Origin of the sequence: Myxococcus faecalis (assembly GCF_050039385.1) — a bacterium.
Lineage (GTDB): Bacteria > Myxococcota > Myxococcia > Myxococcales > Myxococcaceae > Myxococcus > Myxococcus fulvus.
Map to the genome: position 1 here is coordinate 945,694 of NZ_CP144336.1, position 13,599 is coordinate 959,292.

A 13,599-nucleotide genomic window follows, 5' to 3' on the forward strand; every position below is an offset into this window, starting at 1 on the left:
CTTGGTCGCCGCGCCTGGAGCCCACTGCCGCCTCGAAGGAGGCAACCTCGCGCGCGTCAAAATCGGGCGCAGGTGGCAGTGGACCGCCGGCAGGCGGCGGTTCAGTCAAAACTCGCGTCATCGCCTTGGACACCCCGCATGGGGCGCTTCAGGGGCAGCCGTCTATAGCGCATCCGCCCCGGGAGGGAGTAGCGCCCTTTCAGCGAGCCCACCGGGCAGGTGGAGTGACAGTGCCCCACCCTCCGCTCGTCCGGCGAGAAGGGGCTCATCCGCGCATTCGAAGCAGCGTCGAAGGACATCCGGTTCCAGTTCGCTCCAGGCCGTCAATAGGGTCCGCCACGAGTATCGACCTGGGAGCCGGACACCGGCCCCTGGCCCGAGGCCCGCCCACGGACTCTGCCTGGGTATCAACACTGGTACGGACCGAAACGTTCTGGAAACGTCCCAAGCACCGGGCGCCCGGCCCCCTGGACAGAGGGCGGGCGGGCAACCCGGGCGGCCCTACCCACCAGGTGAGGGCCGGGTGCGCCCCTTGTGGTTGCGGGGCAGCGCGTGGTGGATGAGGGACACGTAGTCCACCGCCTGCACCGGCGGCGGGGGCGGCGGGGTCCCCAGGGCGGCCAGCCGCTTGCTGAAGGCGGACAGGATGTCCGGCATCGGACGCATGGCGGCCAGGAGCTTGTTGGGCCCCTCCAGCGCCTGGGACAGCGCCACCGCCGCCTGCTGCAGCGGCAGGCCCCGGCGCAAGAGGTCCTGGAAGGAGTTGGAGAGGGTGATGATGTTGTGCCCGGCCGTCTGCACCATCTCCACGGCGATTTTCAGCACCTGGGGCGCGGACAGGTGGCCGTCCGCCAGCAGCACCAGGGCCGCCTGGAAGTAGTTGAAGATGGGCACCACGCGCGGCCCGTAGGGCGTGAAGTGCGCGGGCGGCGTCAGCTTGTCCAGGTGGATGAAGATGCGCCGCACCGGGTCCGCCACCGGAATCTGCTTCCACGCCGCGCGCACCCGCTCCGCGTCGTCCGGGTACACCCCGCCCGCCTCCAGCACCTGGGACAGCACCCGCTCGTCCACGCGCCCCGCGATGAGGTCCGCGAAGAGCGAGTAGATGAACGCGTCCGCCTCCGCGTCGTCCCCGAAGAGGACCTCCTCCGCCTCCGCGGGCGCCTTCACCCGGCTCTCGAGAATCGCCGGCAGCTTGTAGCCCACCTGCCCGCGCAGGGCCCGGAAGCGGCCGCGCAGGAGGTTGCCCACGTTGTCCTTGAGGACGAACTCGTCCCAGCGCACGCCGTCCAGCTTGAGCTTCTCCTCCAGCACCGCGCGCATCTGCTTGGGGCTGCCGGAGACGATGCACAGCCGCGAGTCGCCGCTCTCCGACAGCTCGCGGATGAGCGCGCTCGCCCCCGGGACGGCGACCTTCTCGTGCGCCTTCTGGAACGCGGTGCGCAGCAGGTCGCGGAGCGAGTCGAAGTCGGTCTGGAGGTACGTCTTGTCCAGGTCCCAGCGGTAGATGCGCCGCGGAGGCCGCGGATCGATACGGTCCGGCAGACTCACTTCTGGAGGCCTTCCCGGATGGCGTTGCCCAGGTTGTTGGCCACCACCTTGGCGGCCACCTTGCCCGCGTTGGCGATGGCGTGCGCCTTGGAGCGCCCGTGCGCCTTGATGAAGATGCGGTCGAACCCGAGGATGGGCGCGCCCCCGTACTGGTTCCAGTCGGTGATGTCCTTGATGCGCTGGATGCCGCTGGACAGCATGGCCAGGCCCGCGCGCCAGCGCAGGCTCTCCTTGTAGGCGTACTGGGCCAGCTCCACCACGGTCTCGTGCACGCCCTCCAGCATCTTCAGGCACACGTTGCCCACGAAGCCGTCCGTGACGATGACGTCCGCGGTGCCCTTCGGGATGTCGATGCCCTCCACGTTGCCGATGAAGTGGATGTCCTTCATCTCCGACAGCCGCGCGTGCGCCTCCACCACCCGGGGCGGGCCCTTCTGGGGCTCCACGCCGTTGGACAGGAGCGCCACCTTGGGCCGCTCGTTGCGGGAGATGATGCGCGCGTAGTTCGAGCCCATGACGGCGAACGTCACCAGGTCATCCGCGGTGGCCTCCACCGTCGCGCCCACGTCGAGGATGAGGGAGAACGGGTCCTCCTTCGCGCCGCGCACCGAGCGCGTGGGGTACACCGTGGCGAGCGCCGCGCGGCGCACCCCGGGGATGAGCTGGAAGTGACGCGCGCACGCGAGCACGCCCGCGCCCGTGTTGCCCGCGGACACCAGCGCCTGCGCCTCGCCCTCGGCGACGAGCCGGGCCGCCACCGCCACCGAGGCGTTGGGCTTGCGCGCCAGCGCCTCGCCGGGCTTCTCGTCCATGCCCACGAAGTCCGAGGCGTGCTGGACGGAGATGCGCTCGCCGTTGTGCTTCGTCTCCGCGAGCGCGTTGTCGATGAGGGTGCGGTCCCCCACCAGCAACGCATGGATGTGCGGTGAGTCCAGGGAGAGCTGCGCGGCGCCGCGCACCACCTCCGCGGGCCCATGGTCCGTCCCCATCACGTCGAAGGCAATCGTCACGGGCTGCGGCTGCTTGACCACCATGGCCTCCATCTTACGACCTTTGTTGGGCCCTCGCGCCTGCCATTCTTGCCTGCCCCACCAACGAGGCGGCCACCAGGGCCCCCACGACGAGCATTCCCGCCGCCGTGCCGTACGGCGCCCCGGGCCCCAAACGGGTGAAGAGCCACCCGCCCAGCGCCGGGCCCACGATTCTCCCCAGCGAGCCCGCCGCCTGGAAGCCCCCCAGGGCCGCGCCCAGCCGGTCCGCCGGCGCGTGGAGCGACACCAGCGCGGACAGGCACGGGTTCGTCAGGGCCGAGCCCACCGCCAACAGCCCCATCACGGGGAACAGCCACCCGTACGTGGGCGCCACCGGCAACAGCGCCAGCCCCATCGCCGTCACCGCGAAGCCCACCAGGGCCACCCGCGCCTCCCGCCCGGAGCCGCCCCCCTCCTTGCCCACCAGCCGGCGAACCACCCCACCCTGCACCAGCGCGCTCAGGATCCCCACCACGGCGAAGAGCCAGCCGGCGCGAAGGCTCGCCTCCCTCAGCACCGCCGCGTCCGTGCGCACCGCGTGCAGGAACAGCCCTCCCTCCTCCAGCGCCACCGGCCCCGAGGAGAGGAAGCGCGTCAGCAGGTAGACGGAGAAGGTGCCCTCCATCTGGGCGAAGGCCGTGGTGAACAGCAGCATCAGCACCAGGCACTTCGCGACGACGGGCAGCCGCAGCGCCTGGGAGACGCCCTTGAGCGTGCGCGCGTGGCCCTCCGGCCCGCCCGGCGCGCGCGACTCCGGCAGGAACAGGTACGTGCAGACCAGGTTCACGGCCACCAGCCCCGCGGCGAACAGGCCGATGGCCAGGTTGCCGCCCCACGCGCCCAGAAAGCCCCCGAGCGCGGGCCCCAGCACGAAGCCCAGCCCGAAGGCCGCGCCGATGACGCCCATCCCGCGCGCCCGCTCCTCCGGCCTGGTGATGTCCGCCACCACCGCCTGCGCCGTGGCGATGTTGCCGCCGGAGATGCCGTCGATGACGCGCGCCAGGAACAACAGCGGCAGCGAGTGCGCCACGGCGAACAGCAGGTAGCCCAGGAGCGAGCCCACCTGGCTGGCCAGGAGCACGGGCCTGCGGCCGTACCTGTCCGACAGCCGCCCGAGCACCGGCGCCGCGATGAGCTGCATCAACGAGAAGACGGAGATGAGCAGCCCCACCGTGAACGGCGACGCCCCGAACTTCACTCCGTACACGCCCAGCTGCGGAATCAGGATGCCGAACCCGATGAGGTCCAGCGACACGATTCCGAAGACGACGCGCAGTGACGCCGTCCGGCTCACCCGTAGCTCCCTTTGCCTGAAATGAAAAACCGCCGGAGCGCGGAAGATAGCGCTCCGGCGGTCGAAAAGGCGCTCCGTGCGAGCCCCCCGCGACGATTCGACGCGGGGCCTCCCGCTACTGGGCCTCCGCCGACTGGACGTTGCGGTTCGCCGAGTCGCGGTCGATGCAGCCCTTGGTCAGCGTGTACTGGTACGTGCCCAGCTCGTCGCGCCAGTACTCACCCTCGTACGGCCAGTAGAGCTGGTCGTCCGCCACCGCCACGGAGAAGCGGTACTTCTTGACGATGGCCGTGCGGCCGCCCGCCTTGAGCTGCTCCTCCAGGAACTCCTTCTCCTTCGTGGTGGTCTCGAACTTGATGCGCAGGCCGTTGGCGAGCAGCTGCTTGAGCGCCACGAGCTCCGTCTCCAGCTTGCCCTTGGCCATGATGCCGGCCTTGGAGATGAGGCTCAGGCGCTGCACCTTCAGCTCCTCCAGGAGCTGCTTGGACAGCTCGGAGTACTTGAAGGTGTCGCCGCGGCTGGCGAAGGCGTCCATCTCCCCCTCCAGCTCGAGGATGGAGTCGTTCGTCTTGCGCAGGTCCTGGTCCGTGAGGGCCAGGCGGAGGATGCGCTCCAGGATGAGGTCGGTGTCGTTCTTCTCCAGCCCCTCCTTGTTCTTCTTCTGCACGTCCGCCAGCACCGAGTAGTAGGCCGAGGCCTCCATGTCCTTCTTCACCAGGCCCTCGAGCTGGTCATGCACCGGCAGGTACGTGCGCTCGAAGTCCTGGAGGATGATGTTCGACTCGCGGTAGCGGCAGTTCTCGTAATAGATGACCGCCTTGAGGATGAGCGCCTCCGGGAAGTACTCCTCGCGGAAGAAGGGCGACGACAACGTAATCAGGTTGCCCAGCGCCTGCTCGTACTGGCCCACGCGGTAGTTGGCCCAGCTCGACTCGAAGAGCGACTCCAGCCACTGCGTGTTCCCGCGCTCCACCTTGCCCAGGTAGAACAGCGCGTAGCGGTTCTGCTGCATGCCGTAGTGCGTCCGGGCCAGCTGCATGAACGCCAGCTCGCGCAGGGACTTGTCCGCCTTGGCCTGGTCCGCGGACTTGCCGGCCACCGGGCGGGTGAGGCGCACCACCTCCTTCATCGCCTCCACCGACGCGAGCATCTCGCCGTTGCCGCGCTTGGACGCCGCGTCCTTCTGACGGCTGCCGTTGCGGAAACTGGCGATGCCGTCCAGGTAGCGCGCGCGGGGATAGAACGCGTCCGTCTTCGGGATGAGCAGCGTCAGCCGCTTCACCTCGGCGAAGCTCTTGTCCGCGTCCGCCGTCTGGCCCACCTGGTCCAGCGCGCGGCCGCGCACGAAGTGGTAGCGCGCCAGCAGGTACCGGAACTCGTTGCGGTACTTCTCCGGGAACTCCTGGTTCGCGTGCCGGGCAATCTCATCGAGGATGACCGTCTCGTTCTTCGTCTTGCGGCTGATGAAGAACAGCCACTCCAGGCTCGTCTTGAAGAACTTGGTCGAGGGCCCCAGCGAGAGGATCTTCGAGAACTCGCCGAGCGACGAGTGGTACATGCCCATGCGGTAGAGCGACTTGGCCAGCACGTAGCGCGCCTCGGTGTGCAGCCCCGCCAGCTTCGGGTCCGCCAGCAGCTCGTGGGCCGCCATGGAGGCCTTCTCGTACTCGTCGTTCTTGAAGAGGCTGACCGCCACGTCCAGGCGCTGACGGTCCGCCGTCTTGCCCGACACGTCCACCGCGTCGAACGACATGGTGGGCGCGGGCGTCTTGGGAGCCTCCTGCTGCGTCAGGTCCAGCCCGAAGCCACCGGCGCTGTCCTGCGCCGGGGGGGCCGCGGGGGTGGGCGCCGGAGGCGGCGTCGCGGGCGTGGAGGTCGTCGCGGCGGGCGTCGCCGCCGCCGGAGCCGTGACGGCCGAGGGAGCGGCCTCCACCGGCGCGGGGATCGGCTCGTCTTCGGGAGCCTCCACCAACGCGGGAGCGGTCTTGCCGCGCCCGTTCTTCTTCTTGCCCTTGGCGGACTTGGAGCCCTTGGCGGACTTGGAGGAGGTCGCGCCCTTCTTCTTCTTCTTGGACTTGGACTGACCGCCCAGGTCCAGACCCTCGAAGCTCTGGGCGTAGGATGGAGCCGTCCACGCGAGCGCGAGCCCGAGGACGGCGAGACGGATGAGCCTGAAGGAACGCATCATGACTCGGGGTTGGACGAGGGGAAGAAGAAGGACACACCCAGCTCGAACATCAGCTGGTTGCGCAGGTAGCTGTCGGAGGTGCGGCTCTTCTCCACGTAGATGAGGTCGCGCACCTCGGTGCGCAGCGACACCCAGCGGTTGAAGAAGAAGCGCAGGCCCACGCCCACGTTGCCGCCGGGCGTCAGGTAGTCCTTCGCCAAGAGGCCCGTGGTGTCATCCAGGTCCGGGCCCCGGTACTGGACGACGGACGCGCCGACGACGCCGTAGAGGTCGAAGTGGACGAACTTCTCGGCGAGCAGCGACAGCTTGCCGTAGATGGGCGCCCACTGGAGGTCCACGCCCCCCATGAGCTTGAGCTGCCCGGGCGCCTGACCGTCCAGGTCCTTCATCGTCGGAGACGAGCAGCCCCGCGTGGAGCCGTCCGTGCCGTCGGAGAAGGTGCAGATCTGCGCCGCGCCCGCCACCGACGTCAACGCGTAGCCCAGCCGCAGGCTGACGCCGAGCGTCTCCATGGGGTGGTAGGTGAGCGTGCCGCCGAAGATGTACTTGGTGAAGAAGGCGTCGCGCAGCGACACCGTCGCGGACGGGCTGAACTCGAAGCGCCCCTTCTTCAGGAACACGTGACCGGACACCGGACGCACCCGCTCACGCAGGGGCCCCAGGCGGTCCTTGTCCACTTCCGACACGTCGCCGGCCTCCTCCTCCTCGGAGGCCTGCGCGTGCGCGAGCACCGGCGCCGTCAGACACAGCGCGAGCAGCCAACGGAAGACGGGCTTCATTCCGCGTCCCTCCCCGTCGAACGGAAGGGCAGGAACAGCGAGATGCCGGCGTTGAGGGTCATGACGTTCTGCACGGCGCCCTTGGCGCTACCCAGGGGCTGATCCACGTAGGAGGTGTTGATGAGCGCCACGTTCACCGCGATCCAGTCCTGGGCGACGAAGCGCATGCCCAGGCCCAGGTCCGCGGCCGGGTTGAGCCCGCGGCCCGGCAGGGACGAGGTCTCCGTGTTCACCACGCCCGCGCCCGCCAGCAGGTAGCCGTCGAAGTGGAGGATGGAGTTGAGGAACGCCACCTTGCCGTACAGCGGGCTCCACTCCACGTCGCCCATGGCGGACCACTGGGGCACCGAGTTGTAGATCTTGCTGTTGAAGGTGCGCTTGGCGGTGCGCACGTCGTCGGACGGCACCACCTGCATCACCGAGCCGCGCGCGGAGATGGCCAGCGTGTCCGCCAGGTAGTACGCGCCTCGCACCGACGCGCCCACCTTCGAATAGAACGGATCGTTGACGGAGATGCTGATGAGCGGCGTCAGCTCGAACCGGCCCTTCTTCCGGTACACCTTGCGCTGGACGCTCTTCACCCGGTCCTCCTGGGTGATGTCCGTCAGCGGCATCAAGGCCTCGGGAGGCGGAGCCTCCTCCTCGACGGGGCGCGTGGCCGTGCTCGCGGGCGCGGCCTCCTCCGCCGGCGGTGGCGTGGTGGACTCTTCCGACTTGGGCTGGGTCTCTTCCGTGAGGTCGAGTCCCATGCCCTCCTGGCTCTGCGCGGATGCCAGACCAGGCACCAGGCACAGCGCGAGCAGCAACGTGTGGCGATTCAAACCGGGGGCTCCGTGGGGGAGGGGGGAAAGACTCCACCGGGGGGTTCAGCGCGACTCTTTCTGCTTCGCCATCCTATCGGTCGTATTCCCGAGCGGCAACCGCCCTTGTGATGCCTGTCTGCCCTGTATCTCTCCGGTATTCCTGCACAATTCCAGGGCGGACAGTGCGACTCGAGGGTCGTTGGCACGGGGAGGTGCTGTGCTACCCTGGGGAGCGCTGAGCGTGGCCCCTCCACGCCCCTCCCCCCTTTTGAAGAGGTCTCATGAAGATGTCCGTCCGAGCCGCGTTCCTCGCGACCACCGTGTTCGTGCTGGCGGGATGCAAGGTCAGCAGCGAAATCGGCAAGCCCTGCACCCTGGTGCGCAAGGCGGCCACGCCGCAGGAGGAGGCCGAGTATCCGACGGGTGCGGTGCCGGTCCTGGAGAGCGAGGTGGCGGATCGCCAGGACTTCATCTCCTTCGGCTCCGTGGAGTGCGAGGACCTCATCTGCGTGCGGGATCAGGAGTACCCGCGAGCCCGCACGGAGGAAGGTGAAGTGAACCTGACGGCGCCGGCGCGCGGCTACTGCAGCAAGCCCTGCATCGACGGGGCGAGCGCCAGCGCGTGTGAGGTGAAGGACACCACGGACGTGGAGCCCAACCTCCCCAAGCGCATGACGTGCCGCTCGCTGCTGCTGGACCAGGAGACGCTGGAGGCGCTGCGCTCCGCGGACGAGGACTTCTATCGGAACACCTTCGGCGAGAACAACTCGCCCTTCTTCTGCGCCGGGCGCCTGGGCACCTCGCAGGGTGGGTGACACTTTCCGGCGCGGGGGATAGACCTTTTCCCCGCGCTGGTTCGTAAAGGCAGGGCCCGCGTCCTCACGCCCAGGAGCCCTGCCACATGAATCGAACGGTCCTCTTCCTCTCCCTGGCCGGAGTCCTGGCCCTCACCGCGCTGGTGTTGGGCCTCCCCCAGGTGGGCGCTCCGAAGACGCAGCCCGTGGTGGTGGTGGAGCCGCCGCCCAGGCCCCCTCCCCTGACGGGCGCGCCCGGCTCGCTGACGATGACCAGCCGCCTGTCGCACCCGTACGTCCCCGCGGGCAGCTCGGAGCTGTTCGCCACGGTGGACCTGATGGGCGCGGAGGTGCCGGGGGCGAAGCGCAGCCCGGTGAACCTGGCGCTGGTCATCGACCGGTCGGGCTCCATGAGCGGCTACAAGCTGGCGCAGGCGAAGCAGGCCGCGCGGCACCTCATCGGGCTGATGCGGGAGGAGGACCGGCTGGCCATCGTCCACTACGGCTCGGACGTGAAGAGCCTGCCGGCGGCGCTCGCCACGCCCGCGCAGCGCGAGCGGATGCTCCAGTACGTGGACGGCATCTGGGATGACGGCGGCACCAACATCGCCGCGGGCCTGTCCGCGGGCCGCTTCCAGTTGTCCACCGCGCAGTCCTCGTTCCGCGTCAACCGCCTCATCCTGATGAGCGACGGGCAGCCCACGGAGGGAATCACCGACGACGAGGGCCTCGAGCGCCAGGTGCAGGAGCTGCGCGCGTCCGGAATCACGGTGAGCGCCGTCGGCGTGGGCACCGACTTCAACGAGGACCTGATGCAGGCCTTCGCCGAGTACGGCGCGGGCGCGTACGGCTTCCTCGAGGACGCAAGCCAGCTGGCCGCCCTCTTCCAGAAGGATTTGCAGCAGGCCTCCACGACGGTGGCGCGCGGCGTGACGCTCACCTTCACGCTGCCGTCCGGCACGTCGCTGGGCGAGGTGATGGGCTACAACGCGCGGCAGTCCGGCAACCAGGTGACGGTGTCGCTGCCGGACTTCTCCGCCGGCCAGCTGGAGCGCGTCGTCGTCAGGCTGGTGACGACGGGCCAGGCCGTGGGCAGCACCGTGCGCGTGACGGACGTGTCCCTGAGCTACTCGGACCTCATCCGCCAGGCGCCGGTGGAGGACAACGCCGCGCTGTCCGCGGTGGTGACGGACCGGCAGGAGGAGGTCCTCGCGCGCCAGGACAAGGACGCCACGGTGTACGCGGTGCGGGCACGCAGCGCGGCGAACCTCCAGAAGGCCGCCGAGGCCCTGCGTGACGGCCGCCGCGAGGAGGCCAAGGGCTACATCCAGCAGAACCAGGTGATGCTGCAGGAGGCCGGCGCGGTGGCCAGCCCCGCCGCGGTGGCCGCGGACCTGGCCGAGCAGCAGGCCACGCTGGACGAGTACAGCAGCGCCGGCAGCGAGGAGGAGCTGCGCTCGGCGGTGAAGAAGTCCAAGGTGAAGGCCCTGAAGGGCTTCGGCAAGGTGGGCTCCACGTACTGAAGGGCCCACGCATCGCCACCCGGGCAAGCACCCCACCCCGTCCCGCCGCGCGCACGTGGCGAGGCGGGGTGTGTCGCTTCAGGGCGATGGACTCAGTAGCAGAGGTACGAGTCCATCCAGTGGGCGTGCGGGTCCGCGCTCTCGTCGAAGGGCACGGAGATCTTGTTGGCGCAGCGGCCCATCGGCGACCAGACGAAGTTCAGGGCGGAGGTCGGCGGCAGGCAGAGGTAGTTGTCGTTCCACCCCGTCGCCACGCCCTCCCCGTTCATCCAGATGCGCGTGCAGCGCATGCCCGAGATGGGCCCGCCCAGGCTCCAGCGAATCCCGACGTCGCGCTGGGCGCACAGGTAGTTGTCGAGCCACGTGCCCGCCACGTCGGACGTCTCCGTGAGCGCCGTGCAGACCTTCCCCGGCATCTGCCCCGCGGAGGAGAACTCCAGGTTCACCGGCACCTCGTGGTAGCAGAGGTAGTTGTCGTCCCAGGTATAGGGGTCGTCCGCCTCCAGCAGCTGGGTGCACAGGCGCCCCGGCAGCGGGCCCGCCGACGAATAGGAGAACATCGCTTCCGCCTCCGGGGGCACGCACAGGTAGTTGTCGTGCCACGCGTTGTACGCCGGCTCCGCGGACTCGTGGATCTGGGTGCAGCGCATGCCGGGCAGCTCGCCGTTGATGCTCCAGCGCAGGCCGATGTCCTTGTTCGTGCACAGGTGGTTGTCCGTCCATCCTCCCGCGGCGTCGGCCGGCTCGTTCATCGACGTGCAGCTCATCCCCGCGATGGGGCCCGACGCGCTGAACGCCATCACCAGCGGCGCCTCCAGGCAGAGGTAGTTGTCGCTCCACCCGTAGGGGTCCTCGGGCTCGTGGAAGCGGATGCACTCCTTGCCCGGCAGCGGCCCCGTGCTCGACCAGGTCATGGTGAGCGGCGAGTCGTGGGGGACGCACAGGCGCTTGTCGAACCAAAGAGCGGGGTCCCCTCGCTCGGTCATCTCGATGCAACGCAGGTCCGGCCAGGGGAACGTCGTGTCCCCGTCGTACCAGAAGAACCCGAGGTCCGTCGGAGAGCACAGGTAGTTGTCGTCCCAGCCGTGCGGGTCGAAGGTCGCGGCGATGCGCAGGCAGTGCATCCCGGCGATGGGGCCACTCGCGCTGAAGACCACGCCGTGGAAGCTCGTGAACCCGGAGGTCAGGGGCGAGCCCACCGAGCGCTCTGCGGGCGCCGACGGCTCGGGTTCTCCACGCCCCGCCTGACACCCCGGGCCCAGCCAGACACAGAGAAGTCCGAGAGCGAACGCGCGATGAACCAGCACGCGATGCAAGGCTCTTTTCATCAGAATAATCTGACATGCCTGTATTACAGGTGGCCAGTCGGAGACTTGGGACGGAACGAAGCGAGCGAGCGCACCCACCGTGCGCACGGGCGTGGCCGGGTCAGTTCCAGGTTGACCGTCGGAATCGCCCGGCCCTATCTCCGCGTTCCTCCAGCCTTCGGCCGGAGAGCGCATGGAGGCGTGGACCGAATGGCGAGCGGCAACACCCCCTGGGTCGGGGTCATCATGGGCGGCAAGAGCGACCTGGAGTACCTGCAGCCGGGCATCGACGTGTTGAAGGAGCTGGGCATCCCCCACGAGGTGCGGGTGGTCTCCGCGCACCGCACGCCGGACTGGATGATGGAGTACGCGTCCACGGCCGAGTCACGCGGGCTGTCGCTCATCATCGCCGCCGCGGGGGGCGCGGCGCACCTGCCGGGCATGGTGTCCGCCAAGACGCTCCTGCCGGTCATCGGCGTGCCCATGCCCACCACGCTGCTCAACGGCATCGACGCGCTGCTCTCCATCGTGCAGATGCCCAAGGGCGTGCCGGTGGGGACGCAGGCCATCGGCAAGCCGGGCGCCGCCAACGCCGCGCTGCACGCCGCGTCCATCCTGGCGCTGAAGTACCCGGAGCTGCGCGAGCGGCTGGCCGCGTGGCGCAAGGCGCGCACCGACGAGGTGCTCGCGCACCGGGAGCTGTCATGAGCCCGCGCGTGGTGCTCCCTGGTGGGACGATTGGCATCCTCGGCGGAGGGCAGCTGGGGCGGATGATGGCGCTGGCCGCGCGCACGCTCGGCTTCCAGGTGCAGGCGTTGGACCCGGACCCGACGTGCCCCTCGCGCTCCGTGGTGGACCGCTGCCTCACCGCGTCCTTCGGGGACATCGCCGCCGCGGAGGAGCTGGCGAAGGGCTGCGACACGGTGACGCTCGAAATCGAGAAGGTGCCGCTCGCCACGCTGGAGGCGGTGGCGCGCCATGCGCCCATGCGGCCGGGCGCGTCCGTGCTGAACATCATCCAGCACCGCGGCCGGCAGAAGGGCTGGCTCGCCAGGGGCGGCTTCCCCGTGGGGCCGTGGCGCGAGGCGCACTCCGCCGAAGAGCTGGCCCAGGCCATCCAGGCGCTGGGCGGGCGGTGCTTCGTGAAGTCCAGCGAGGGCGGCTACGACGGGCGCGGGCAGGTGGAGGTGAAGACCGCGGGTGAGGCCGCCTCCGCGTGGCGTGAGCTGGGTGAGCGCTCCGTCGTCGTCGAGGCCGCGTTGGAATTGGAGTCGGAGCTGTCCGTGCTGGTGGCGCGCAGCCCCAAGGGTGAGCTCGCGGTGTACCCGCCGGCCTTCAACCACCACGAGGAGCGCATCCTCGCGTGGTCGCTGCTGCCGGGCCCCCTGCCGGAGAAGGTCTCCGCGAAGGCCACGGAGCTGGCGCGCGCCATCACCGACGCGCTGCAGGTGGAGGGCCTGTTGGTGCTGGAGCTGTTCCTGCTGCGCGACGGCACGGTGCTCGTCAACGAGCTGGCGCCCCGTCCGCACAACAGCTTCCACTCCACGGAGGTCGCGTGCCTCACCTCGCAGTTCGAGCAGGCGGTGCGCGCGGCGTGCAACCTGCCCCTGGGCTCGGTGGAGGTGGTGCGCCCGGCGGCCATCGTCAACCTGCTGGGCGACCTGTGGCTGCGCGAGGGCGGGCCGCGCTTCGAGGACGCGCTGGCGCTGCCCGGCGTGCGGCTGCACCTGTATGGAAAGCGCGAGGCGCGCAAGGGACGCAAGATGGGGCACCTGTCCGCGGTGGGCACCACGCCCGAGGATGCCCTCGCGCGGGTGAAGGCCGCGGCCGCCGTACTCGGGGTGTGACGCGATGAAGACGAACGCCGCCCGGCTGCTCGACTCGCTGGGCGTGAAGTACTCGCTGCGCGACTACGAGGTCGACCCGGAGGACCTCTCCGCGGAGACCGTGGCCGCCAAGGTGGGCATGCCCGCCGAGCAGGTCTTCAAGACGCTCGTCGCGAGAGGAGACCGCACCGGCGTGTTGATGGCGGTGGTGCCCGGCAACGCGGAGCTGGACCTGAAGGCGCTGGCCCGGCTGAGCGGGGACCGCAAGGTGGACACGGTGCCGCTCAAGGAGCTGCAGCCGCTCACCGGCTACGTGCGCGGCGGCTGTACGGCCATCGGCGGCAAGAAGGACTACCCGGTCTTCGTCGACGAGACGCTGGAGCTGTTCGACGAGGTGGCCGTCTCCGCGGGCGTGCGAGGCACGCAGCTCGTGCTGGCCCCGGCCGACTACCTGCGCGTGACCAAGGGCAAGGTCGGCCCCATCTCGCGCGACAAGGCCTGAG

Annotated in this window: 12 protein-coding genes; 5 read left to right on the top strand and 7 right to left on the bottom strand. The window is 69.6% G+C overall.

Annotated elements, in window-relative coordinates; genetic code table 11:
- Positions 1–501: 501 nt before the first annotated feature.
- The 6 genes from VZQ01_RS03635 to VZQ01_RS03660 all read right to left on the bottom strand — a co-directional run bounded on the left by VZQ01_RS03635 (position 502) and on the right by VZQ01_RS03660 (position 7,664).
- Positions 502–1,551, bottom strand: a complete 1,050-nt coding sequence (locus tag VZQ01_RS03635) for a phosphatase domain-containing protein (protein ID WP_046712794.1) — start codon at positions 1,549–1,551, stop codon at positions 502–504.
- On the bottom strand, positions 1,548–2,594 hold the full coding sequence (plsX, locus tag VZQ01_RS03640; RefSeq protein ID WP_194869621.1) for a phosphate acyltransferase PlsX: 1,047 nt from the start codon (positions 2,592–2,594) through the stop codon (positions 1,548–1,550). Before plsX ends, VZQ01_RS03635 begins: the two co-directional genes overlap by 4 nt.
- Before the next feature lies 1 nt (position 2,595).
- A complete protein-coding gene (locus tag VZQ01_RS03645; protein ID WP_426746914.1) occupies positions 2,596–3,876 on the bottom strand; it encodes an MFS transporter in 1,281 nt (426 codons plus the stop codon).
- Positions 3,877–3,991: 115 nt separating this feature from the next.
- A complete protein-coding gene (gltC, locus tag VZQ01_RS03650) occupies positions 3,992–6,064 on the bottom strand; it encodes an adventurous gliding motility protein GltC (RefSeq protein ID WP_426746915.1) in 2,073 nt (690 codons plus the stop codon).
- Entirely contained in the window at positions 6,061–6,843 is a 783-nt protein-coding gene (locus VZQ01_RS03655) for an outer membrane beta-barrel domain-containing protein (protein WP_223746665.1), read from the bottom strand. Before VZQ01_RS03655 ends, gltC begins: the two co-directional genes overlap by 4 nt.
- Complete coding sequence (locus VZQ01_RS03660) at positions 6,840–7,664, bottom strand: outer membrane beta-barrel domain-containing protein (protein ID WP_141333108.1); 825 nt, start codon at positions 7,662–7,664, stop codon at positions 6,840–6,842. The genes VZQ01_RS03655 and VZQ01_RS03660 overlap by 4 nt, the downstream gene beginning before the upstream one ends.
- Positions 7,665–7,927: 263 nt before the next feature.
- Between VZQ01_RS03660 and cglC the strand changes: the two genes are divergently transcribed.
- Positions 7,928–8,461, top strand: a complete 534-nt coding sequence (cglC, locus tag VZQ01_RS03665) for an adventurous gliding motility lipoprotein CglC (protein WP_141332137.1) — start codon at positions 7,928–7,930, stop codon at positions 8,459–8,461.
- Between the two features lie 86 nt (positions 8,462–8,547).
- Entirely contained in the window at positions 8,548–9,963 is a 1,416-nt protein-coding gene (locus tag VZQ01_RS03670) for a vWA domain-containing protein (RefSeq protein WP_426746916.1), read from the top strand.
- A gap of 92 nt (positions 9,964–10,055) precedes the next feature.
- Here the strand turns inward: VZQ01_RS03670 and VZQ01_RS03675 are convergent, their stop codons facing one another.
- Positions 10,056–11,162, bottom strand: a complete 1,107-nt coding sequence (locus tag VZQ01_RS03675) for a hypothetical protein (protein ID WP_223783069.1) — start codon at positions 11,160–11,162, stop codon at positions 10,056–10,058.
- A gap of 318 nt (positions 11,163–11,480) precedes the next feature.
- On the opposite strand from VZQ01_RS03675, the gene purE reads away from it, so the two are divergent.
- The 3 genes from purE to ybaK are packed head-to-tail and all read left to right on the top strand — an operon-like array spanning position 11,481 to position 13,598.
- The gene (gene purE, locus VZQ01_RS03680) at positions 11,481–11,978 is read left to right on the top strand and encodes a 5-(carboxyamino)imidazole ribonucleotide mutase (protein WP_046712787.1); all 498 of its coding nucleotides are present in this window, start codon (positions 11,481–11,483) and stop codon (positions 11,976–11,978) included.
- On the top strand, positions 11,975–13,117 hold the full coding sequence (gene purK / locus VZQ01_RS03685; RefSeq protein ID WP_223783070.1) for a 5-(carboxyamino)imidazole ribonucleotide synthase: 1,143 nt from the start codon (positions 11,975–11,977) through the stop codon (positions 13,115–13,117). Before purE ends, purK begins: the two co-directional genes overlap by 4 nt.
- Positions 13,118–13,121: 4 nt before the next feature.
- On the top strand, positions 13,122–13,598 hold the full coding sequence (gene ybaK, locus VZQ01_RS03690; protein WP_223746661.1) for a Cys-tRNA(Pro) deacylase: 477 nt from the start codon (positions 13,122–13,124) through the stop codon (positions 13,596–13,598).
- Position 13,599: the final 1 nt, after the last annotated feature.